General features: G+C 73.7%; 22 protein-coding genes. 10 read left to right on the top strand and 12 right to left on the bottom strand.

Going from position 1 to position 20,822, the window contains the following annotated elements:
* Positions 1-100 precede the first annotated feature (100 nt).
* The 6 genes from MFF61_RS07505 to MFF61_RS07480 are packed head-to-tail and all read left to right on the top strand — an operon-like array spanning position 101 to position 4,894.
* Positions 101-1,003: an AAA family ATPase gene (locus MFF61_RS07505; RefSeq protein WP_238234456.1), complete on the top strand. Its 903-nt coding sequence runs from the start codon at positions 101-103 to the stop codon at positions 1,001-1,003.
* Complete coding sequence (locus MFF61_RS07500) at positions 1,000-2,187, top strand: vWA domain-containing protein (protein ID WP_238234455.1); 1,188 nt, start codon at positions 1,000-1,002, stop codon at positions 2,185-2,187. The genes MFF61_RS07505 and MFF61_RS07500 overlap by 4 nt, the downstream gene beginning before the upstream one ends.
* A gap of 47 nt (positions 2,188-2,234) precedes the next feature.
* On the top strand, positions 2,235-2,558 hold the full coding sequence (locus MFF61_RS07495; RefSeq protein WP_238234454.1) for an XdhC family protein: 324 nt from the start codon (positions 2,235-2,237) through the stop codon (positions 2,556-2,558).
* A 28-nt stretch (positions 2,559-2,586) separates the two neighbouring features.
* A complete protein-coding gene (locus tag MFF61_RS07490; RefSeq protein WP_238234453.1) occupies positions 2,587-3,267 on the top strand; it encodes an XdhC family protein in 681 nt (226 codons plus the stop codon).
* The gene (locus MFF61_RS07485) at positions 3,264-4,286 is read left to right on the top strand and encodes a molybdopterin-binding protein (protein WP_238234452.1); all 1,023 of its coding nucleotides are present in this window, start codon (positions 3,264-3,266) and stop codon (positions 4,284-4,286) included. The genes MFF61_RS07490 and MFF61_RS07485 overlap by 4 nt, the downstream gene beginning before the upstream one ends.
* Positions 4,283-4,894: a nucleotidyltransferase family protein gene (locus tag MFF61_RS07480; protein ID WP_238234451.1), complete on the top strand. Its 612-nt coding sequence runs from the start codon at positions 4,283-4,285 to the stop codon at positions 4,892-4,894. Before MFF61_RS07485 ends, MFF61_RS07480 begins: the two co-directional genes overlap by 4 nt.
* A 144-nt stretch (positions 4,895-5,038) precedes the next feature.
* Here MFF61_RS07480 and MFF61_RS07475 read toward each other — a convergent pair whose 3' ends face one another.
* Both MFF61_RS07475 and MFF61_RS07470 read right to left on the bottom strand, forming a co-directional pair.
* Positions 5,039-5,665 carry an exopolysaccharide biosynthesis protein gene (locus MFF61_RS07475; RefSeq protein ID WP_283205976.1) on the bottom strand — a complete coding sequence of 209 codons (627 nt, stop codon included), beginning with the start codon at positions 5,663-5,665 and terminating at the stop codon, positions 5,039-5,041.
* A 242-nt stretch (positions 5,666-5,907) separates the two neighbouring features.
* A complete protein-coding gene (locus tag MFF61_RS07470; protein WP_238234449.1) occupies positions 5,908-6,177 on the bottom strand; it encodes an usg protein in 270 nt (89 codons plus the stop codon).
* 328 nt (positions 6,178-6,505) lie between these two features.
* On the opposite strand from MFF61_RS07470, the gene bcsS reads away from it, so the two are divergent.
* Positions 6,506-7,255: a cellulose biosynthesis protein BcsS gene (gene bcsS, locus MFF61_RS07465; RefSeq protein ID WP_238234448.1), complete on the top strand. Its 750-nt coding sequence runs from the start codon at positions 6,506-6,508 to the stop codon at positions 7,253-7,255.
* Here bcsS and MFF61_RS07460 read toward each other — a convergent pair.
* Together MFF61_RS07460 and MFF61_RS07455 are read right to left on the bottom strand one after the other, a co-directional pair.
* Entirely contained in the window at positions 7,178-8,785 is a 1,608-nt protein-coding gene (locus MFF61_RS07460) for a cryptochrome/photolyase family protein (RefSeq protein ID WP_238234447.1), read from the bottom strand. The genes bcsS and MFF61_RS07460 overlap by 78 nt on opposite strands.
* 12 nt (positions 8,786-8,797) lie before the next feature.
* Positions 8,798-9,532, bottom strand: coding sequence for an SDR family NAD(P)-dependent oxidoreductase (locus tag MFF61_RS07455; RefSeq protein ID WP_238234446.1), 735 nt, complete (start codon positions 9,530-9,532; stop codon positions 8,798-8,800).
* Positions 9,533-9,706: 174 nt separating this feature from the next.
* On the opposite strand from MFF61_RS07455, the gene MFF61_RS07450 reads away from it, so the two are divergent.
* Both MFF61_RS07450 and MFF61_RS07445 read left to right on the top strand, forming a co-directional pair.
* The gene (locus tag MFF61_RS07450; protein WP_238234445.1) at positions 9,707-10,573 is read left to right on the top strand and encodes a formyltransferase family protein; all 867 of its coding nucleotides are present in this window, start codon (positions 9,707-9,709) and stop codon (positions 10,571-10,573) included.
* Between the two features lie 10 nt (positions 10,574-10,583).
* Positions 10,584-10,784, top strand: a complete 201-nt coding sequence (locus tag MFF61_RS07445; RefSeq protein ID WP_238234444.1) for a DUF2256 domain-containing protein — start codon at positions 10,584-10,586, stop codon at positions 10,782-10,784.
* Here the strand turns inward: MFF61_RS07445 and kdsA are convergent, their stop codons facing one another.
* The 6 genes from kdsA to MFF61_RS07415 all read right to left on the bottom strand — a co-directional run bounded on the left by kdsA (position 10,785) and on the right by MFF61_RS07415 (position 17,105).
* On the bottom strand, positions 10,785-11,660 hold the full coding sequence (gene kdsA / locus MFF61_RS07440; protein WP_238234443.1) for a 3-deoxy-8-phosphooctulonate synthase: 876 nt from the start codon (positions 11,658-11,660) through the stop codon (positions 10,785-10,787).
* Positions 11,661-11,752: 92 nt separating this feature from the next.
* Complete coding sequence (locus tag MFF61_RS07435) at positions 11,753-13,369, bottom strand: ABC transporter substrate-binding protein (protein WP_238234442.1); 1,617 nt, start codon at positions 13,367-13,369, stop codon at positions 11,753-11,755.
* Positions 13,366-15,711: a sensor histidine kinase gene (locus MFF61_RS07430; RefSeq protein WP_238234441.1), complete on the bottom strand. Its 2,346-nt coding sequence runs from the start codon at positions 15,709-15,711 to the stop codon at positions 13,366-13,368. The genes MFF61_RS07435 and MFF61_RS07430 overlap by 4 nt, the downstream gene beginning before the upstream one ends.
* 52 nt (positions 15,712-15,763) lie before the next feature.
* Positions 15,764-16,012, bottom strand: coding sequence for a hypothetical protein (locus MFF61_RS07425; protein WP_238234440.1), 249 nt, complete (start codon positions 16,010-16,012; stop codon positions 15,764-15,766).
* A 9-nt stretch (positions 16,013-16,021) separates the two neighbouring features.
* Positions 16,022-16,270, bottom strand: coding sequence for a hypothetical protein (locus MFF61_RS07420; protein WP_238234439.1), 249 nt, complete (start codon positions 16,268-16,270; stop codon positions 16,022-16,024).
* 139 nt (positions 16,271-16,409) lie between these two features.
* Positions 16,410-17,105: an alpha/beta hydrolase gene (locus tag MFF61_RS07415; RefSeq protein WP_238234438.1), complete on the bottom strand. Its 696-nt coding sequence runs from the start codon at positions 17,103-17,105 to the stop codon at positions 16,410-16,412.
* Between the two features lie 110 nt (positions 17,106-17,215).
* On the opposite strand from MFF61_RS07415, the gene MFF61_RS07410 reads away from it, so the two are divergent.
* The gene (locus MFF61_RS07410; protein ID WP_373324652.1) at positions 17,216-18,406 is read left to right on the top strand and encodes a PQQ-dependent sugar dehydrogenase; all 1,191 of its coding nucleotides are present in this window, start codon (positions 17,216-17,218) and stop codon (positions 18,404-18,406) included.
* 272 nt (positions 18,407-18,678) lie between these two features.
* Here the strand turns inward: MFF61_RS07410 and MFF61_RS07405 are convergent, their stop codons facing one another.
* Together MFF61_RS07405 and MFF61_RS07400 are read right to left on the bottom strand one after the other, a co-directional pair.
* Entirely contained in the window at positions 18,679-19,311 is a 633-nt protein-coding gene (locus tag MFF61_RS07405) for a response regulator transcription factor (protein WP_238234437.1), read from the bottom strand.
* Positions 19,308-20,747 (bottom strand): ATP-binding protein, encoded by a 1,440-nt coding sequence (locus MFF61_RS07400; RefSeq protein ID WP_238234436.1) that lies wholly within the window; start codon positions 20,745-20,747, stop codon positions 19,308-19,310. Before MFF61_RS07400 ends, MFF61_RS07405 begins: the two co-directional genes overlap by 4 nt.
* Positions 20,748-20,822: the final 75 nt, after the last annotated feature.

Raw genomic sequence — 20,822 nt, 5'->3', positions numbered from 1 at the left:
CGCCCCCGGGCGCGAGCCTTTTCCTCCCGCGGGAACCGGTTATGTCGGGAGGATGGCCGCCGCGCTCGCCCGAACCCGCGGGCGGTCCTCAGGATCCTGCATGACCCTGCCCGCCTCGATCGACGCGACCCAAGCGCTCCTCGCCTCCGCCGGCTACGTCGCCGACAGGGCGCTCGCCACCGTCGCCTTTCTGTCCCTGAAGCTGCGCCGCCCGCTCTTCCTCGAAGGGGAGGCGGGGGTCGGCAAGACCGAGATCGCCAAGGTGCTGGCCGCCGCGCTCGGGCGCCCGCTGATCCGGCTGCAATGCTACGAGGGCCTGGACGTCGCGGCCGCGGTCTACGAGTGGAATTATGCCGGGCAGATGATGGCGATCCGCCTCGCCGAAGCCGGCGGCAGCGTCGACCGCGAGCGGCTCGAATCCGACCTCTTCTCGGAGCGCTACCTGATCCGCCGCCCGCTGCTGCGGGCGCTGGAGCCGGGGGAGGGCGGCGCGCCCGTGCTGCTCGTGGACGAACTCGACCGCACCGACGAGGCGTTCGAGGCCTTCCTGCTCGAAGTGCTGTCGGACTTCCAGGTCACGATTCCCGAACTCGGCACCATCCGCGCGCCCGAGCCGCCCATCGTCGTCCTGACCTCCAACCGCACCCGCGAGATCCACGACGCCCTCAAGCGCCGCTGCCTCTACCACTGGGTCGATTATCCGGATGCGGAGCGCGAACTCGCGATCCTGAAGCGGCGCGTGCCCGGAGCGCCGGCCGCGCTCGCCCGCGACGTCGTCGCCTTCGTGCAGGCGATCCGCAAGGAGGACCTGTTCAAGGCGCCCGGCGTGGCCGAGACGCTCGACTGGGCCACCGCGCTCGTCGAACTCGACGCGGTGGCCCTCGACCCGGCCCTCGTCTCCGACACGCTCGGCGTGCTGCTGAAGTACCAGGACGACATCCAGGCGATGCAGGGCGGGCGGGCCAAGGCGCTGCTCGACGAGGTGCGCGCGGGCACGCGATGACCGGGCGGCTGCCGGACAACATCGCCTATTTCGCCCGGGCCTTGCGCGCCGCGGGTCTTCCGGTCGGACCCGGCGACGTCATCGACGCGGTCGAGGCCGTGCAGGCGGCGGGCCTCAGCACGCGCGAGGATTTTTACTGGACCCTTCACGCGGTGCTGGTGCGCAAGCACGAGCACTCGGTCCTGTTCGACGAGGCCTTTCGCCTCTTCTGGCGGCGGCGCGACCTGATCGAGAAGCTGATCGCCCAGATGTCGCCTGTGGCCCCCGAGCGCGGGCCGCAGCCGCCGAAGGCCGGGGCGCTGCGCGTGCGCGAGGCGCTGAGCCCCAAGCAGGCGCCGAAGCCCAAGGTCCAGCGCGACGAGACGGTGGTGCGCGCGACCCTCTCGGTCTCCGAGCGCGAGGTGCTGAAGGCGAAGGACTTCGCCCAGATGAGCGCCGACGAGGTGGCCGAGGCCCGCCGGCAGATCGCGGCCCTGCGGCTGCCCGACGACGCGACCCGCACCCGCCGCTTCGAGGCCCGGGCGCGCGGGCGCATCGACCCGCGGCGCAGCTTCCAGCGCACGATCCGGGCCTATGGCGGCATCGACCTCGCCTTCCGGGCGCCGCGGGAGCGCCCGCCCCCGGTCGTGGCGCTCGCCGACATCTCGGGCTCGATGGCCGAGTATTCCCGCCTGTTCCTGCACTTCCTGCACGCCCTGAGCGAGCGGCGGCGCGTGCACAGCTTCGTCTTCGCGACGCGGCTCACCAACATCACCCGCGAACTCGCCCGCCGCGATCCCGACGAGGCGCTGGCGCGGGCGAGCGCCCGGGCGCGGGACTGGGAAGGCGGCACGCGCATCGCCGAGGCGCTGCACGCCTTCAACCGGCACTGGTCGCGCCGGGTGCTGGGCGGCGGCGCGGTGGTGCTGCTGTTCACCGACGGGCTGGAGCGGGAGGTGACGCCGGACCTCACCTTCGAGATGGACCGGCTCAAGCGCTCCTGCCGCCGGCTGGTCTGGCTCAACCCGCTCCTGCGCTTCGACCGCTTCGAGGCGCGGGCCGGCGGCATCCGGGCGATGCTGCCGCACGTCCACGATTTCCGGCCGATCCACAGCCTCGCGGCGATGGAGGATCTCTGCCGCGCGATCGGCGCAGGGCCGACCCGCGCGCAGGACCCGCGCGCTTGGTTGCGCCGCGCGGGCTGACACCTACCTTGTGGCGATGTTCCTCGCCGGGCGCGGGAGTTCGACCGATGCTCACAACCGACACCGACATCCTCACGGCCGCGCAGGGCTGGCGCGAGGCCGGGCGCGGCGTGGCGCTCGCCACCGTGATCGAGACCTGGGGCTCGGCCCCGCGCCCGGTGGGCAGCCACCTCGCCATCGACCAGGAGGGCAACTTCCTGGGCTCGGTCTCGGGCGGCTGCGTCGAGGGCGCGGTCATCACCGAGGCGATGGAGGTGATCGAGGACGGGCGGCCCCGCGTGCTCGAATTCGGCGTCGCGGACGAGACGGCGTGGCGGGTCGGGCTGTCCTGCGGCGGGCGGATCCGGGTCCTGGTCGAGCGGGTGGCGTGATGGAGAACCGGCACCTGCGGGGCCCGCGATGAGGCTCGATCTCCTCCAGGCGCTCAACGCCGAGCGCGCCGCGCGCCGCGCCGCGATCCTGGTCACGGCGCTCGACGGCAGCGCGCAGCGCCTCGTGCGCGAGGCCGGGATCGGCGCCGATCCGCTGGCCGGCGAACTCGCGGCGCGCCTGCGCGCGGGCAAGAGCGGGCTCGCCGAAGGGGGCAACGTCTTCCTGACCGTCCACGTGCCGCCGCCGCGCCTCGTGGTGATCGGCGCGGTCCACATCAGCCAGGCGCTCGCCCCGATGGCGGCGCTGACCGACCTCGACGTCACCATCATCGACCCGCGCACCGCCTTCGCGACGCCCGAGCGCTTCCCCGACGTGCCGCTCCTCGCGCAGTGGCCCGAGGAGGCGCTGGCCGCGCTGCCGCCCCTCGACCGCTACACGGCGGTGGCGGCCCTGACCCACGACCCCAAGATCGACGATCCCGCCCTGGTCGCGGCCCTGCGGGCGGAGTGCTTCTACGTCGGTGCGCTGGGCTCCCGGAAGACCCACGCCAAGCGGGTCGAGCGGCTGGCGCAGGCCGGGCTCGACGAGGCGGCGATTGGCCGCCTGCGCGCCCCGATCGGCCTCGATATCGGGGCCGTCAGCCCGACCGAGATCGCGGTCTCAGTGCTGGCCGAGATCATCGCCGCCCTGCGCAAGGCCGCCCCGTGAGGTTCGGCCCGGTTCCGGTCGCGGCCTCGGTCGGGCTCGTCTCGGCCCACTCGGTGCGGGCGGGCGACGTGGTGCTGCGCAAGGGCAGCAGGATCGGCGCCGAGGACGCCGCGCGCCTCGCCGCCGCGGGCGTCGCGCAGGTGATCGCGGTCGCCCTCGACGCCGACGACATCGGCGAGGACGAGGCGGCGCGGGCGATCGCCGAGGCCGTGGCGGGCGAGGGGCTGGAGGTCGCCGCGCCCTTCACCGGACGCTCCAACCTGCACGCGACGCAGGCGGGCGTGCTGCGCCTCGACATCGGCGCGATCGATGCGGTCAACGCCGTCGACGAAGCCGTGACCCTCGCGACGCTTCCGCCCTTCAAGCCGGTCGTGGCCGGCGAGATGGTGGCCACCGTCAAGATCATCCCGTACGCGGTGCCGGGCAGGACGCTCGACCGCGCGTTGGCGGCGGTGCCGCACCCGGCCCTCGCGGTAGCGCCCTACCGGCGGCGGCGCGTCGCCGTGATCTCGACCCTGCTGCCGGGCCTGAAGCCGAGCGTGGTGGACAAGACGCTGCGGGTCTTCGCCGACCGCCTCGCGCCGACCGGGGCGGGGATCGTCGGCGAGACGCGCGTGCCGCATGCGGCGGAGGCGGTGGCCACCGCGCTGCGCGACGCCGTGTCGGAGAGGGCTGCGGATCTGGCGGTGGTGTTCGGCGCCTCCGCCATCGCCGACCGGCGCGACGTGATCCCGGCGGGGATCGAGGCGGCGGGGGGGGGCGTCGCGCATTTCGGCATGCCGGTCGATCCGGGCAACCTGCTGCTGATCGGCGACCTCGACGGGAGGCCGGTGATCGGGGCGCCCGGCTGCGCGCGCTCGCCCAAGGAGAACGGCTTCGACTGGGTGCTCCACCGCCTGCTCGCCGATCTGCCGGTCGGGCGCGCCGACATCGTGCGCCTGGGGGTCGGCGGCCTCTTGATGGAGATCGTCTCCCGGCCGCAGCCGCGCTCCGGCGGCGCGCCGGAGGAGGGGGAGTGACCCCGGATCCGGTCGGCCTCGTGCTGCTGGCGGCGGGGCGCGGCACGCGGTTCGGGGATGCCCCGAAGCTCCTGGCCGATCTCGACGGCAAGCCGCTGGTGCGCCACGCGGCGGAGGCGGCGCTCGCGGCCGAGGCCGGGCCGGTCGTCGCCGTCCTCGGCCACGCGCAGGATTCCGTGAGGGCGGCGCTCGCCGGCCTCGACCTCCGCCTCGTCCCGAACCCCCGCTATGCGGACGGCTTGGCGACGTCGCTGCAGGTCGGGCTCGCGGCCCTGCCGGAGGCCGCCGGCGGCGCCATCATCCTGCTCGGCGACATGCCGTGCGTCCCGCCCGGCCTGATCCGGTCCCTCGCCGACGCGTTCCGGGCCGCCGCGCCGAAGCCCGCCGCCATCGTCCCGGTCTGCGGCGGGCGCCGGGGCAATCCGGTGCTCCTCAACCGCCGGATCCTCGCGGACGATCTCGCGCGCCTGACCGGCGACCGCGGCGCGGGGCCGCTCCTCGCGGGGCGGACGGACGTGCTCGAATGGCCGGCGGACGGTTCCGGCGTGCTCATCGACGTCGACACGCCCGAGATGCTGAAGGGGCTCGCCCGCGGCGATTCCGCTTAAGCGCACAACCCTGCTCTCGGGCTTTGATGTCTCCGCATCGTCGTCGACGAACCGGCATCCCCGTCGTCGGACGAGGCTCCCGCTCTCGCCCGGCATCGGTGTCGCCGGCGAACCGGCCACCGCATCGGGGAAGGCGGCCGGGCGTCAGACCATGCCGGTCGAGGCGGCGCCGAGGTTGAGCAGGCCGACGACGGCGCTGAACACCGCGTAGACGAAGCCGAGATTGAGCAGCACCCCGAGCACGCCGACGCCGAGGCCGGCCATGACCAGCACGCCGTCGCGTTCGACGAGGCCCAGGCCGACCAGCGACACGGCGAGGCCGAGCGGGATCTGGCCGACGATCGGAGCCGCCACGATCAGAACGAGGGCGAGCGCCAGCAGCAGCAGCCCCATCGCCCGCATGCCGAGATCGTTCTCGAACACCCGCATGCGGGGACGCGACCAGCGCTCCAGGCGGCGCAGGAGCGGGACCGCGCGGTTCACCGCCCGCTGCAGGTCGGCGCGGGCGATCGAGCGGCTCAGCAGCGCCCGCGGCAGCCAGGGCGCCGACATGCCGGCGGCGATCTGCGCCGCCACCAGCGCGAGCAGCAGGCCGCAGATCAGCGGAATCGGCGGCGGCATCGGCAGGCAGTTGGGCAGGCCGAGCAGCACCACGAGGAGCGCGAAGGCCCGGTCGCGCAGCACCGACACGATGTCGCGCACGGTCAGCCGGTCCGTGTCCTGAGCGGCCAGCACGGTGAGCACTTCCGAGGTTCGCGCAGTCGAGTTCAAGGGGATCCGGCCGTCCGCTGCCTCTGGGGCGGCGTCCGCTCTATCCTGATCTGCCGTGTGCGCCAAGCCGAGTTGGGCCACGCCGCCCACCGCGGACGGCGTTGTGCGAGGCGCCGGCACCGTCCGGACGCTCTCGCGCGCCGCCATCCTTGCTCGCCTGATCGTCATCCGCTGTGCCATCCGGTGCCCCGTGCGGGGCGATGGCGGCATTCAAGCTGAGCAAACAGGCGTAAACGAGGCGGCTAGTGCAGCGTCAGAACTCCGTTCACCGCGCGGAACTCCGCCGGCTTGATCAGGCACGAATGCGACACGCGCACGGAGTGAAGGGGTCCGTCCAGTTCGCGCTCCCAGAACGCCAGGAAGTCGTGCAGCACCGGAAAGCGCGGCGCGAGGTCGTATTCCTGCCAGAGATAAGTCTGCAGCACGCCCGGATGATCGGGGATCCGGTAGAGGATCTGGGCCGTGGTCAGACCATACCCTTCGATCTGACGCAGGAACTCCTTCGACACCATCGGACCTCCTTTCCCGCCCAAGTACAGGGCGGTTGCCGCCGTGAACGAGACAAGGCTCCGATGATGGAATGAACGACCGGTTAACCTCAAGCGTATTTTTCAGCTTTCGTGTTCAATAACAAGGCGTTGGCAGCACTTCGCGGGGATTGCTAGCACGGTGCGCGGCCTCGGCTTGCTCCGTTACCGCGCGTGCGGACCGTCTGCAAGCCGGGTGGCGGCTGGTCCGCTTCGCATCGCGGGCCAGTTAATTTTCTGTGAACGGCTGTGGTGACGCAAGGAGAGATGGAATACACTTTTCCATCTTTCGCTTCCTGCTTGCAGGGCCGGCGTGCGCACCACGGCTTCGACCCGCTCACATCGGCGTCGTGCGGCCCTCGTCGGGGCCGCGGCAGCCGCGTGCGCGGGGCAGCCGGCGCTGGCCGACGAGCGCAGCGAGGCCCGCACGGTCCTGTTCGGGAGCCTCGATGCGGGCCGCTCCTCCTTCCTCCAAGCGGGCCTCAAGCATGCCCCGGCCGGCCTGACGGCGAGCGGCTTCACGCTGCTGGCCGGCCTCGGCTACGGGGCGCGGACCGAACGCGACCGAAGCCCGCAGGCGCAGCCGTCCTCGCGCCCGAGCCGGGTGATGCGTCATACGGCCGCCGGCTACGCGGTGGCGGGGTGGCAATGGGTGCAGGATTGGGGCATCGCGGCGCTGTTCGCCGGTCCCGAGGCGGGGGCCGAGGCCGTGGGCGGCGCCGGGGCCGGACGGCCGCTGCGCGTCGGCCTGCGCCTGCACGGGGAGATCTGGGCGCATCCGACCGCCGGGACGCTCGCCACCGCGACGCTGATCGCGGGCAGCGCGCGAGCGGATCTGTGGGGGCGCCTGTCCTGGGGCCGGCACGCGCTCGGCGCCTATCTCGGGCCGGAAGCGTCGCTCTACGCCGATCGCACCGGCTACCGGAAGTGGAGCCTCGGCCTCCACGCCACCGATGCCGGCATCATGGGCCTGCGCGCGCGGCTGTCAGCCGGCTGGCTGTTCGAGGAACAGATCCGGCGTCCCGGTCTCTACGCGGCCCTCACCCTCTGGCGGCCGCTCTGACAGGCCATCCAGGAACCGCGCGGCGTCGCGCACGATCGCGCGGCGGCGCTCGGCGCTCATCCGGTCCAGCGTGCGGTAGGGCATGGCGAGGCGCGGGTTCGGCCGGAGCCGGTCCGCATGATGGATGAGGAAGCTCCAGTAGAGCGCGTTGAACGGGCAGGCGGCCGGGCCTTCCTTGAGGCGCACGTCGTAGGCGCAGCCGCGGCAGTAATCCGACATCCGGTCGATATAGGCGCCCGACGCCGCGTAGGGCTTGGAGCCGAGGATGCCGCCGTCTGCCCACAGCGCCATGCCGTGCACGTTCGGCAGTTCCACCCACTCGTAGGCATCCGCGTAGACGGCGAGGAACCATTCCTCCAGCGCGGCGGGCCGCACCCCGGCGAGCAGCGCGAAGTTGCCGAGCACCATCAGGCGCTGGATGTGATGGGCGTGGGCGTGGCGGCGGGTGGCGCGCACGCTGTCGGCGAGGCAGCGCATCGCCGTCTCCCCCGACCAGTAGAACCAGGGCAGGTCGCGCTCCGCGCCGAGCGCGTTGGTGGCGGCGTAGTCCGGCATCCGCGCCCAGTAGAGCCCGCGCACGTATTCGCGCCAGCCCAGGATCTGCCGGATGAAGCCCTCGGCCGCGTTGAGCGGTGCGTGCCCCTCCTCGTAGGCCCGCTCGGCCTCCCGGCAGACCTCCTCGGCATCGAGCAGCCCGAGGTTGAGGGCCGGCGCGATCAGGGCGTGGTAGAGGAACGGAGCATCGGCCCGCATGGCGTCCTGGTAGTCGCCGAACTGGGGCAGGCAGGCCTCGACGAAGTGGGCGAGCGCCCGCAGCGCGTCGCGGCGGGTCACCGGCCAGCCGAAGGCGTCGAGGTCGCCGAAATGGTCGGGGAAGCGCCGCGCGACGAGCGCGATCACCTCGCGCGTGACGGCGTCGGGCGGGAAGCGCAGCCGCTCCGGCGGCCGGTGATCGGCGGGCAGGCGGCGGCGGTTGTCGTGGTCGAAGTTCCAGCGCCCGCCCACCGGCGCTCCGTCCCGCATGAGCAGGCCGGTGCGGCGGCGCATCGCGCGGTAGAACGTCTCCATGCGCAGGCTCTCGCGTCCCTCCGCCCAGCGCGCGAAGGTGTCGCGCGGGCACAGGAAGCGGGTGTCGGTCCGAATCTCCACCGGCACGCCGAACTCGTCGCGCCAGCCCTGCATCATGGTCCAGACGCGCCACTCGCCGGGTTCGGTGACGACCACGCGGCCGGGCCGGTGACGGGCGACCGCACGGGCGAGTTCGCCCGTGAACGACCCGGTGTTGCCCGCATCCTCCAGCGCCACGTAGTCGACCGCGACGCCGCCCGCGCGCAGCTCCTGCGCGAAATGGCGCATGGCGGAGAGGACCAGGGCGATCTTCTGCTTGTGGTGGCGGACGTAGGTGGTCTCGTCGGCGACCTCCACCATCAGCACCGTGTCGGTCCCGGGGTCGAGGTCGGTCAGGGCCGCGAGCCGCGGATGGAGCTGGTCGCCGAGGACGAGGCGCAAGGTACCCGTCGCTGTGCCCATCGTCCCGCCGCCTCAGCCCTTGGTGCGCACGGAGGAGCGCCCGCCGTCGACGCCGATCACCTGACCGGTGATCCAGCCCGCGTCGTCCGAGACCAGGAAGGCCGCGAGTGCGCCCGCATCCTCCGGCGTGCCGAGCCGGGGCACGGCGTGCATGCCGGCGATGCCGTTCGCCACGGTCTCGTTGGCGGTGAGCGGGCGGGCGAGGTTGGTGCGGGTGAGGGAGGGGGCGATGACGTTCACCCGCACGCTGGGGGAGAGTTCGGCGGCGAGCGACAGGGCGAGGCCCTCCACCGCGCCCTTGGCCATCGCCACCGAGACATGCGCCGAGAAGCCCTGCGCCGCCGCCACGGTCGAGAACAGCACGATGCCGCTCGTGCTCTCGCCCGCCCCCGCCTTGAGGGCCGGGGCGGCCGCCTGCACGGCCAGGAAGGCGCCGAGCGCGTTGAGGCGGAAATCGGCCTCGATCTCCTGCGCGCTCAGGCGTCCGATCGGCTTCAGGGTGATGCTGCCCACCGCGAAGACGAGGCCCGCCAGCGCCTCGCCTGCCGCCGCGGTCGCCAGGGCGAACAGCGACGGATCGGTGACGTCCCCGGCCGTGACGGTCGTCTCGCCGAGGTCGGAGGCGGCCCGCTCCAGGCCCGCCGCATCGCGCGCGACGAGGTGGAGCGCGACGTCGCGCGCCCGCAGGGCGCGGGCCGTGGCGAGACCGATGCCGCCCGTGCCGCCGTAGATCAGGACCCGCGCCATGCCGTCTCCCCCGCTCGCCTGCGCCACGCACGGCCCCACATCACCGAGGCACGGTTTGGACGGGACAGTGCGCGCGTGGATGCCTAGGTATGGCGGGACGGGCGCGCGACAGCCGGGCTGAACTGCCGCAGGGGGAACGCCCTGCGGCGGCCGGACGGGAGAGGGGATGAGGGCATGAAGTTCGCCTTCGCGGGGATCGACTTTCTCGGGGGCGTCTTCGAGGCCCTGACGGGGGCGGGCTGGCGGCCGATCAAGCTGTTCACGCGGCCCTGCGACGGCATCTACGACCACAACGAGACCGTGGTGGCCCAGGCCCGCCGCCACCGCATCCCGATCCAGCTCTCGCGCCTGCGCACCGCCGATCTCGACGCGCTCACCGCCGAGCACGGCCGCGACTGGGCGCTCGTCGTCGCGGGCTATCCCTGGCTGATCACGGGCTGGCCGGGCCGGGTGCGCTACGCCCTCAACCTGCATCCCTCGCCGCTGCCCAACGGGCGCGGGCCGTATCCGCTGTTCAAGGCGATCCTCGACGCCTACGAGAGCTGGGGCGTCACCGCGCATGTGCTTGCCGAGGAGGGCTTCGACACCGGCGACATCCTGGCCCAGGAGATCTTCCGGCTCTCGCCCGACGAGACCCACGAGACCCTGCTCGCCCGCTGCCAGATGGCGGCGATGCGGCTCGCGTCCGGGCCGATCGCCCGCGACCTCCCGGCCCGCTGGCGGTCGGCCGAGCCGCAGGGGGACGGCGCCTACTGGCCGCGGATCACCGATGCCGAGCGCACCCTCGATTTCCGGCAGGGCGTCGGCGACGTGCTGCGGCGGGTCCGGGCCTTCGGGGCGATCGAGACGGTGGCGCGGCTCGGCGAGGCGCGGGTCTATGTCTCGGAGGCGAGGGGCTGGACCGAGCCCCACCGCCACGCGCCCGGCAGCATCGTCCACCGCCACCGCCGCCACGTCGTGGTGGCGGCGCGGGACGGCTACGTGCAGATCACGCGCTGGAGCACCCTGTCCCTCGCGGACGCGGCCCAGACCGGGCGCTGAGGGGCCGCCCGTGCCGCGGATGCGCCGCAAGGGCGACCTGCCCCAGAAGACCTGCGCCCAGTGCGGCCGGCCCTTCGCGTGGCGCCGCAAATGGGAGCGAGTCTGGGACGAGGTGCGCTACTGCTCCGACCGCTGCCGCGGGGAAGCGAAGCGCCGCGTCGACGGGCCGGCGCAGCCGGACCTGGGCCTTCCCCGGACCAGGCGCTCGTGATCAGGGCCGCGTCGAACCTGCATTCGACCGGTCCTTGGCGAGCCGGTCGAAGGCCACCAGGGTGGCCAGCAGGTCCGGCATCGCGCTGAGCGGCACCATGTTCGGTCCGTCCGACGGTGCCCGGTCGGGATCGGGATGCGTCTCGATGAACACGCCCGCGACCCCCACCGCCACGGCCGCGCGGGCGAGGACAGGCACGAACTCGCGCTGCCCGCCGGAGGTCGCGCCCTGCCCGCCGGGCTGCTGCACCGAGTGGGTGGCGTCGAACACCACCGGCGCCCCCCCGGTCACCCGCGCCATGATCGGCAGGGCGCGCAGGTCGGAGACCAGGGTGTTGTAGCCGAACGAGGCGCCGCGCTCGGTGACGATGACGTTGGGATTGCCGGCTCCCGTGACCTTCGCGGCGACGTGCGCCATGTCCCAGGGGGCCAGGAACTGGCCCTTCTTGACGTTGACGGCCCGGCCGGTAGCGGCGGCCGCGAGCAGGAGGTCGGTCTGGCGGCAGAGGAAGGCGGGGATCTGCAGCACGTCCACCGCCTCGGCGGCGGCGGCGCATTGGTCGGCCTCGTGGACGTCGGTGAGCACCGGCAGGCCCAGGCCTTCGCGGATCTCCGCGAAGATCGGCAGCGCCTCGCGCAGGCCGAGGCCGCGCGCCGACCCGGCCGAGGTGCGATTGGCCTTGTCGAAGGAGGACTTGAACACGAGCCCGAGGCCGAGCGGCGCGGTCATCTCCTTGAGGGCGGCCGCCACCTCGAGGGCATGGGCGCGGCTCTCCAGGGCGCACGGACCGGCGATCAGGCTGAGCGGCAGGTGGTTGCCGAAGCGGACCGGTCCGACCGGGACCACGGTCGGCGGAGAGGCGGGGTCGAGCGGCATGGACGTGTCCGGAAAACGTGTGGGCTGATCGCAGACCCGCTCGCTGCCGCACAACCGTGTCGGAAATCCGGCCTCCCGGCCGCCAAGCCCCGTCAGCGCGAGCCGGCAAGGCCGACGCCGCGGAAGAGGTGGCGGCCGAGCGGGTCCATCCGGTAGCCGGTCACCTCCCGGCGCGCGACGACGAAGACGGCCGAGTGGGCGATCGGCACCCAGGGTGACTCGCGCTTGAAGACCCCTTGCGCCTCGCGATAGAGCGCGGCCCGGCGCGTCTGGTCGCCGGTGCGCCGCGCCTCGGTGACGAGGGCGTCGAAGCGGGGCTCGCACCAGCGCGCGATGTTGCTGCCACCCGGGCGGGCCGCCGTGCAGCCGAGCAGGACGCCCAGGAAGTTGTCGGGATCGCCGTTGTCGGCCGTCCAGCCGAACAGGGCCAGTGCCGTCTCGCCGGCCAGCATCCGGCCCCGATATGCGCTCCACTCCTCGGTCATCGGCCGGACCCGGATGTTGATCCGGGCGAGGTCGGCCTGGATCAGGTCGGCGACCCGGCGGCCGTTGGGGTTGTAGGGCCGGCTCACCGGCGGATACCACAGCTCGGCCTCGAAGCCCTGCGGCAGCCCGGCCTCGGCGAGGAGGCGCAGGGCCGCCTCGCGGTCGAGGGGCTCGTCGCGGATCGCCGGATCGTGCGACCACAGGTTCGGCGGGATCGGAGTCCTGGCGGCGGTGCCGCCCGGGCCGTAGACGCCCTGCACGATCGCGTCCTTGTCGATCGCCATGTTGATCGCGCGCCGCACCCGGACGTCGTTCAGGGGAGGGGTGCGGGTGTTGAGCGCGAGATAGCCGATGTTGAGCTCCTCCTGGCGCATCAGCACCAGGGCGGGATCGGCCGCGATGGCATCGAGGTCGCCCGGATTGGGGAAGGCCGTCAGGTGGCACTCCCCGACCCGCACCTTGGCGAGGCGCACGGCGGCGTTGGGGGTGATCGAGAAGACGAGGCTGTCCACCGGCTGGCGCCCGCCCCAGTAGCCCGGGAAGGCGCGGTAGCGCAGGACCACGTCGGGCTGGAAGCCCGCGAAGGAGAAGGGGCCGGTGCCGATCGGCTCGCGGTCGATCCGCTCCGGCTCGCCGGCCGCCTGCAGCGCCGCGGCGTACTCGGCCGAGAGGATGCCGCCCAGCGCCATCGCGACGTTGGCCAGGAAGGTGGCGTCCGGCTGCTTGAGGCGGATGCGCACGGTGAGCGGGTCGGGCGCCTCGATCGCGTCGAGGAGGGCGGGCAGGCCGAGATCGCGGAAGTAGGAGTACCCGCCCCCCGAGACGCGGTGGAAGGGATGGTCGGGCCGCCACTGGCGCTCGAAGGAGAACACCACGTCCTCGGCGGTGAGCGACCGGCTCGGCCGGAAGCGCGCGCTGGCATGGAACGCCACGTTCGGGCGCAGGCGGAAGACGTAGGTCCGCCCATCCTCCGAGACGGTCCAGGACTCGGCGAGCGCGGGCTGGATCGTCGTGGTGCCGGGCGCGAACTCCACCAGCGTGTTGTAGACCGGCCAAGTGGCGTCCATGCCGGTCGTGGTGGTGACGAGCTGGGGGTTGAGCGACTCGGGATTGCCCTCCGAGCAGAACACCAGGGTCCTGGCCGCCGCCGGCCCGGCAAGGCCCAGCGTGAGGAGGGCGGCGCCCAGAAGGGTCGCGCCGATGAGGTTGCGCCGCCGGATCATGTCCGGGCTCCCTCGGTGGTGCCGGCCCGGACCTCGCGGCCGGCACCCGCAGCCTCCGGCGCGGGCACGGCCGGGAATTCCACGCGCACCCGCGTGCCCTGGCCCTCCCGGCTCTCCACGGCGATCCGGCCCTGGAGACGGCCGGTGACGAGATTGTAGACGATGTGCATGCCCAGACCCGAACTGCCCCGGTGGCGGGCGGTGGTGAAGAAGGGGTCGAAGATCCGCTCGCGGTCGGGGCCGGCGATGCCCCGGCCGTCGTCGGCGACGTCGAGGCGCACGAACCCGCCCTCGCGCACGAGCGTCACGGTGATGCGCCCCGGTTGGCCTTCCCGGAAGGCGTGCACCACGGCGTTCTTCACGAGGTTGGTGACGACCTGCGCCAGGGCCCCCGGATAGGTCTCGATCTCGAACTCCTCGGGGCAGACGAGATCGAGGCCGTGGCCGCCCTTGCGGAGCAGCGGCCCCAGGCTGTGCAGGAGCTCGCCGAGCCAGGCGCGCACGGCGATCCGGCGGCCTTCGTCGCTGACGCGGTCGACTGCCACCTGCTTGAAGCTGTGCACGAGGTCCGCGGCGCGGCCGAGATTGGCCGTCAGGAGATGCGCGCCCTCCTGGACGCGGTCGACGAAGCCGACGAGCTTCGAGCGCGAGAGCTGGCCGCCCGCGGCGACGGCCCGGAACTCGCGCGCCTCGTCGCGCACCAGCGTCGCGGTGGTGAGGGCGATGCCGAGCGGCGTGTTGATCTCGTGGGCGACGCCCGCCACGAGCTGGCCCAGCGAGGCGAGCTTCTCGGCCTGGATCAGGTCGGCCTGGGTCTGGCGCAGCTCGCTCAGGGTGCGGTCCGCCTCCTCCTTGGCGCGGCGCAGCGCCCGCTCGCGCCGGCCGATCTCGCTCACGAACACGTTGGTGGCCCGCGCCATGTCGCCGAGTTCGTCCCGGCGATCGGTGTCGCCGACATCGTGCCGCGACGGATCGGCGGCCAGCGCCAGCATCCCGCGCTGGAGGCGGCGCAGGGGCGCGGTGATCGAGCGCGCCACCGCGAGCGCCGCCGCCGAGCCGAAGACGAGGCCCGCCGTGGCGCCCACCAGCAGCAGGTGCCGGATCGAGCGGCCGAACCGGTCCGCATCGTCGATGAAGATCTGGTTGAGGCTGCGGGCGCTCTCGCCGATCGCGGCGGCGAGCCGGTCCATCTCGGCGATGCCGGCATTCTGGCGCCGCAGGCCCTCGACGGTGGTGCCGAGCCGCGCCCGCCAGCCGTCGATCGCGTCGAGCATCTCGCCCTGGATGAGTGGCGAGATCGGCAGCGCCGCCGCGGTCTCCGACAGCGTGGCGCCCTCGTCCAGGGCCGCCATCGCCGTGCCGGGATCGCGCCGCCGCAGGGCCTCGGCGGTGCGCTGCCCGAGCTTGAGGGTGGCGAGCGCGATGTTCTGGGCCGCCTGCTCGGTCTCGTTGGCCCGCACCGCGTAGGCGAGGAGCTGGGACACCTCGTCGTGGAGCGAGCGCTGGGCGGAGCCGTCGATCTTGAGCACCCGCTCACACCATTCGGCGAGCACGCCGGCGGGCGAGATCGCCGGGGCCGGGATGCCCGTCGCGGCGAGCGTCTGCGGCTCCTCGGCCGCACGCGATCCCTCGTAGGCGGCGGCCAGGATCAGGATCTCCTCCGCCTCGCGGGCGCGGCCGTCGGCCCGGAGGGCCTCGGCGAGGTCGCGGGCGGCGTTGCGCACCTGCGTGACCAGGGGGGCGCCGCGCGCCGGCCCGTCCCGCAGCACCTCGATCTCCTGGGCCGCCACCACGGTGCGCAGCGCGTTCACCGCGCCGACGACGTCGCGCACCTGGCGCAGGTGGTTCGCCTTGTCGGTGAGGGAGGCGACGAGGTCGAGATTCGCCGCCCGCTGGCGCTCGCGGGCCTGATCGGCGAGGCGCACCAGCGTGTCGGCCCGGGTCGCCATCTCGGCGATGAGGCCGTCGTTCTCGCGGGTGATCCGCACGAGGCCCTGCATCCGGTCGATCGACTCCGTCAGCGCCGTGCGGGCGGACTCGATGCGGGCGTCCTGGTCGGGGGTGCGGGCGAGGCGGTGCAGGTCGTCGAGCTGGCGGCTCGCCTCGGCGGTGAGGCGGGCGAAGCGCTCGGCATGGTCGGTGCGCTCGTCCGCCCGCGCGGCGAGGAATTCGTCGCGCACGGTCGTGGCGGTGGTGAGCGTGCGGTAGATCGTGCCGGCCATGACGGCGCCGCCGCGGGCACGCTCGGCTTCCGCGAGGAGAAGCCAGCCGGCGAGCGCGATGAGGGCGGCGATCGCGATGGGCAGACCACCGACCAGAACGATCTTTTGGCCGACCCGCATCCTCGCCCCGACCGCGGACCCGAGCGGATCCTCGCGCCAGAGTAGAGCCCGATCAGGAGCGGGGGCAAGAAGCGGTGACGCTGCCCGGCGCCGCCAGCGCCCGGGCCGCGAGGGACCGGGCCGGGCGGGCGGGACCGGCGCCGCGTCCGCCCCGCACGGGGGCGGGCGGCGTCTCGATCGGTGCGGTGGGCTTGAGCCCGGAAGGCTTGCCGGCGCGGCCGCGTGCGGGTCCGAGCACGTCGCGCAGCAGCAGTGCCCCCTCCGGGTCGTCATCGAGGATCTCGGCGCTGAAGTGGGGCATGGGCGGGGCTCAGCGCTCGGCCAAGTGGGCGGTCGTGCGGAGGGGGGCGGCGCCGATCACCCGGACCGGCCGGCGCTCCAGGCCCGCGGCGCAAACCTGCGGCCGGTAGGGCCACGCGGCGCGCGTGCAGGGATCGGCGGGCGAGGGCGCCTGCACGGACGGAGCGGAGGCGGGCGCGAGACGCCCGTCCGCCGCCACCGCCGCCACCGCGGCGGCCGCCAGCATCGCCCCCATCAGCATCGCGCGCGCCGGACCCATCCTCGCCTCCCCCGCCCCCGTGCGGGGCTTGTCGTGGGCCGAGGGTATAGGAGCGGCGGGTGTCCGGCGTTTTGCGTCGCGCGGGCCGATCGGGCGCCGATCTGTTGCGTCCGGAGGCCGGGACGCAACAATCGGTCGTTCACCCGGCCAGGAAGGCCGCGATCGCCGCCTCGGCGAGGTCCGGCGGCACCACGTGGCCGCCCGCGAACTCGCGGTAGGCGATGCGGTAACCCGCATGGTCGAGGCTCGCCGCCACGCGCCGTCCGCAGGCCGCCACGGGCAGCACCGCGTCCTCGCTGCCATGCGTGACCATCACCATCGGGCTGCCGACGTAGTCCGGCGGCGCGACGAAGCCTGGCGAGAAGCCCAGGACCGCCGAGAACAGGTCGCCGTTGGCGAGGCCGAGCGAGAGGGCGTAGGAGCCGCCGTCCGAGAAGCCCGCGAGCGCGATCCGGTCGGCCCGTAACGGCAGCCGCGCGAAGGTCGCGACGAGCGCCCGGTCGAGGAAGGCCACGTCGGGGCCGCAGCGGCCGCCGCGCACGAGGTCCCAGCTGCGCGGGTCGCGGGATTCGGGCGCGAGGATCGCCGCGCCGTGCCGCTCGGCCGCGTCCGCGATGAGTCGCACGGCGCCGTCCGCGAAGCCGCCCGCGCCGTGCAGCATCACGACGAGCGGGTGGGGACCGGGTCCAGCAGGCACGACGAGGAGGCCGTCGCGCCCCGGTTCGAGGCCGAGGGGGTGCGCCCCGGACGCGACGGAGGGCTCCGGCAGGAATGCCGGCGGACGGGCGGCGAGGCGCCCGCGGCGGGGCGGCAGGGCGGAGAGGTCGAGGGTCACGGCGGACAACGGACCGCAGGGGGCCGGGGATCCCGCGCCGTTGCCGCGGCCGGAGCCCAATCTATGTCGAGGGCGCTGCCCTCCGGAGACCCGCCATGCGCCTCGCCGCGATGCTGATGCTGTCCGCCGCCCTCATCCAGAGCGCCCTGGCGCAAGGGGCACGGCCGCCGGCCGAGACCCAGGCGGCGAACGCCCCCGACCAGAAGCCCGCCTTTCCCGGCCAGACGCGCGCGCCCCAGCCGGAGCGGACGACGCCCGTCTCGGTCACACCGGTGGTCCAGGGCCTGAAGGGCATCTGGGCCTTCGAGTTCCTGCCCGGCGACCGCCTCCTCGTCACCGAGAAGGAGGGCCGGATGCGGCTCGTCGCGCCGGATGGCGGGGCCGGCGTGGAGGTGACGGGCGTGCCGAAGGTCGACGCGCGCGGTCAAGGCGGACTCCTCGGTGTGGCGCTGAGCCCGGGCTTCGCGTCCGACCGGACGGTCTACGTCAGCTTCAGCGAGCCGCGCCAGGGCGGCAACGGCACCAGCGTCGCGCGGGCCAGGCTGGTGGAGGAGGGCGGCCGGGCGCGGCTCGACGATCTCGCGGTGATCTTCCGCCAGACGCCGACCTACGACGGCGACAAGCATTACGGCTCGCGCCTGGTCTTCTCCGGCGACGGCACCCTCTACGTGACGGTGGGCGAGCGCTCCGACATGCAGACCCGCGGGCAGGCGCAGGACCTGTCGAGCGGGCTCGGCAAGGTCTTCCGCATCAAGGCCGACGGGCAGGCGCCGAGCGACAACCCGTTCGTCGGCAAGGAGAAGGCCATTCCCCAGATCTGGTCCTACGGGCACCGCAACATCCAGTCGGCGGCCCTCGATGCGCAGGGACGCCTCTGGACGGTGGAGCACGGGCCGCGCGGGGGCGACGAACTGAACCGCCCGGAGCCCGGCCGGAACTACGGCTGGCCGGAGGTGACCTACGGCATCGAGTACAGCGGCGCGAAGGTCGGCCGGGGTCTCACCCAGCGCGCGGGCACCGAGCAGCCGGTCTACTACTGGGATCCGGTCATCGGCCCCTCCGGGATGGCGCGCTACGACGGCGCCCTGTTCGACACCTGGCGCGACGCGATGCTGGTGGGCGGCCTCGTGTCGAAGGGCCTCGTCGTGCTCAAGCTCGACGGCGACAAGGTGGTGAGCGAAGAGCGCGTGCCCCTCGATGCCCGCATCCGCGACGTCAAGGTGGGGCCGGACGGCGCCGTCTACGTCGCCACCGATTCCCGCAGCGACGCCCGCATCCTGCGCCTCACGCCGGGCCGGTGAGCGCGCTGTGCTTTGAACGGCGCCGCCTTCGTGCTGGCTTCCCCAGCGGAGGTGAGCCGCTCTTCTCATCCGTGGGAACCGGGGTGTGAACCCCGGTGCCGGGAGCCACACCTGACGATCAAGACCAGGTGCCACCCCAAGAACTTGATCTCCAGGACCAGCCTCGGACGTTTCAAGCGATTCACCTCCTTCCGGTCGACAGACGGATGCACCTGACGGACCGGTCACGGCGCAGAAGCCGTCTTGACGCAACGGAAGATCCTGTCCGCGGTTCAGGCGAGATCGCGTGCGTGCTGGACCGCGAAATGCGTGAGTTCGGTCAGCGTGCCGAGCCCCAGGCGCTGGCGCAGGGCCGCGCAGGCGTTGGTCACGGTCTTGTAGCTCACCGACAGGTCGCCCGCGATCGCCGTGTAGCTGCGGCCCTCGGCGAGCAGCACGAGGATGCGCCGCTCGCGCGGGCTCATCCGGCCCAGCATCTGGCGGCGCGGGTCGCTCCTCAGGAGCGCCACCTCGGCCGCCAGCGTGCCGTCGAGATAGGGTCGCCCGGCCCGCACCCGCTCCACCGCCTGGATCAGGTCCGAGGCGGGCGCATCCTTGAGCACGTAGCCGAGCGCACCGGCCTCAAGGGCGCGTGCGACGAGGCCGGGATCCGCGTGCATGCTGAACACGAGGCAGCGCGTGCGCGGCAAGCGCGCCTGAAGGCGGCGCAGCAGCGTGAGGCCCGCGAGATCGCGCCCCGGGAAGGCGAGATCGATCACCGCCACGGCCGGCTTGTGCCGCAGGGCGGTCCGGTAGCCCGCCGGAAGCGTCGCGGCGGTCAGCACGCTGGCGCCGGTCGCCTCCAGAAGGGTGCGGCACCCCTGCAGGACGATCGGGTGGTCGTCGACGAGCAGGATCGCGCTCACGCCGCCGCCTCGCCCGCGCCCGGCGGCTCGATCGGGATCGCCACCGACAGGACCGTGCCGGCCGCCGCACCCGCGATGGCGAGGCGCCCGCCCAGCGCGGCGACGCGCTCGCGCATGCCCGGCAGCCCGTGGCCGAGGGCCGGCTCGGGCGCGAGCCCGATTCCGTCGTCGGAGACCGAGAGGTCGAGCCGGGTGCCGTCCGCCGCTTCCGCGACCTCGACCCGGATCGCCGCCGCCCGCGCATGCCGCAGCGCGTTGGTGACGCCCTCCTGCACGCAGCGATAGACGGTGAGGTCGACGAGGTCGCCGTAGCCCCGGCGCAGCGGCGCGAAGCGGCCCTCGATCGTCACGCCCGGATTGTGCCGCGCGAGGTCGCGCAGCAGCAGGTCGAGGCATTGCGCCAGGGGCGCCTGGCCGAGGCCGGCCGGCCGCAGCCGGCTGAGCAGCCCCCGGTTGATCACCTGCACGCGCCTGACGATCGCCGCGATGTCGTCGGTGCGCTGCCGCAGCCGCCCGCGGGCGGGCTCGTCGAGGGTCGCGCCGATCCGGGCGATCGAGGAGGAATTGGCTTCGAGCGCGAACAGGCAGGGGCCGAACTCGTCGTGCAGTTCGAGCGCGGTCCGGCGGCGCTCGTCGTCCTGGGCGGTCAGAAGCCGGCGGTTGAGGTCGCGGTTGGCCGCGCGGGCCGCCTCCAGCGCCTCCGCCAGCCGGTTGAACCGCGCGGCGATCACCGCGAGTTCGCGGGTGTCGGGCCGGTCCAGGCGCGGGCTGTAATCCTGCTGCTCCAGCCGCGTCAGGCCGTCCGCGAGGCGGGCGAGCGGGCTGAGCAGCCGCCCGAAGGCGAGGTAGAGCGTCGCCAGCATGGCGAGGCTCAGCGCCGCGCCGGTGAGGCCGAGGGCGAGCGCGTAGCCCCAGATCTCATCGATCTCGTCCCCCGGCTCGGTGGTGACCAGCGCGGTGCCTATGCGCGTGCCGCGCAGCACCAGGGGCACCTCGTGGCGCTGCACCGGCGGGGCGATCATCCGGGCGAACCACGCCGGTGCCCTCGGCTTGACCTCGCCGGAGCGGCGCCGGGCCTCGTCGCCCGTGACGACCGGCGCGCCAGCGGCATCGAGGAGCGACACGCGCACGTGCCGCACGGTGCGGAAGCGAAGGTCGAGGATCGGAAACAGGCCGGAGACGGGCGCGTCCTGCAGCACCTGCAGGGTCTCGGCGACCAGCGGCTCGGCGACCGCCAGGGAGGCGGCCGTCTCGACCTGGGTCGCCGTGCGGGCCTTGAGGATGATCACGGCACCCGAGACCAGGGCCGCCACCGCATTGATGATCACCGCCACCACCATCAGGCGCGCCCGCATGGGGCGGCCGGACCACAGGGCAGACCACCCGCCCGTCCGCGGTGCGGGAGGGCTGTCGTGCAATCCGGCCTCGACGATCATGGGGCGCTCACGCGGCTGGCCGGGCCGCGCGGCGGTCCGGCCCCTCACCAGAAGGGGAGGCGGGCGGGGCTTGTC

Source organism: Methylobacterium isbiliense, assembly GCF_022179325.1.
Classification (GTDB): Bacteria; Pseudomonadota; Alphaproteobacteria; order Rhizobiales; family Beijerinckiaceae; genus Methylobacterium; species Methylobacterium isbiliense.
This window is presented reverse-complemented; position numbering and strand designations above follow the sequence as displayed.

Coding starts and splice junctions, on each gene's coding strand:
- MFF61_RS07435 (WP_238234442.1), bottom strand. CDS start 13,369: ATGATCCGGCGGCGCAACCTCATCGGCGCGACCCTTCTGGGCGCCGCC.
- MFF61_RS07460 (WP_238234447.1), bottom strand. CDS start 8,785: ATGGGCACAGCGACGGGTACCTTGCGCCTCGTCCTCGGCGACCAGCTC.
- MFF61_RS07470 (WP_238234449.1), bottom strand. CDS start 6,177: ATGGTGTCGAAGGAGTTCCTGCGTCAGATCGAAGGGTATGGTCTGACC.
- MFF61_RS07430 (WP_238234441.1), bottom strand. CDS start 15,711: ATGCGGGTCGGCCAAAAGATCGTTCTGGTCGGTGGTCTGCCCATCGCG.
- MFF61_RS07410 (WP_373324652.1), top strand. CDS start 17,216: ATGCTGATGCTGTCCGCCGCCCTCATCCAGAGCGCCCTGGCGCAAGGG.
- MFF61_RS07455 (WP_238234446.1), bottom strand. CDS start 9,532: ATGGCGCGGGTCCTGATCTACGGCGGCACGGGCGGCATCGGTCTCGCC.
- MFF61_RS07490 (WP_238234453.1), top strand. CDS start 2,587: ATGAGGCTCGATCTCCTCCAGGCGCTCAACGCCGAGCGCGCCGCGCGC.
- kdsA (WP_238234443.1), bottom strand. CDS start 11,660: ATGCCGCTCGACCCCGCCTCTCCGCCGACCGTGGTCCCGGTCGGACCG.
- MFF61_RS07400 (WP_238234436.1), bottom strand. CDS start 20,747: ATGATCGTCGAGGCCGGATTGCACGACAGCCCTCCCGCACCGCGGACG.
- MFF61_RS07500 (WP_238234455.1), top strand. CDS start 1,000: ATGACCGGGCGGCTGCCGGACAACATCGCCTATTTCGCCCGGGCCTTG.
- MFF61_RS07495 (WP_238234454.1), top strand. CDS start 2,235: ATGCTCACAACCGACACCGACATCCTCACGGCCGCGCAGGGCTGGCGC.
- MFF61_RS07425 (WP_238234440.1), bottom strand. CDS start 16,012: ATGCCCCACTTCAGCGCCGAGATCCTCGATGACGACCCGGAGGGGGCA.
- MFF61_RS07505 (WP_238234456.1), top strand. CDS start 101: ATGACCCTGCCCGCCTCGATCGACGCGACCCAAGCGCTCCTCGCCTCC.
- MFF61_RS07450 (WP_238234445.1), top strand. CDS start 9,707: ATGAAGTTCGCCTTCGCGGGGATCGACTTTCTCGGGGGCGTCTTCGAG.
- MFF61_RS07420 (WP_238234439.1), bottom strand. CDS start 16,270: ATGGGTCCGGCGCGCGCGATGCTGATGGGGGCGATGCTGGCGGCCGCC.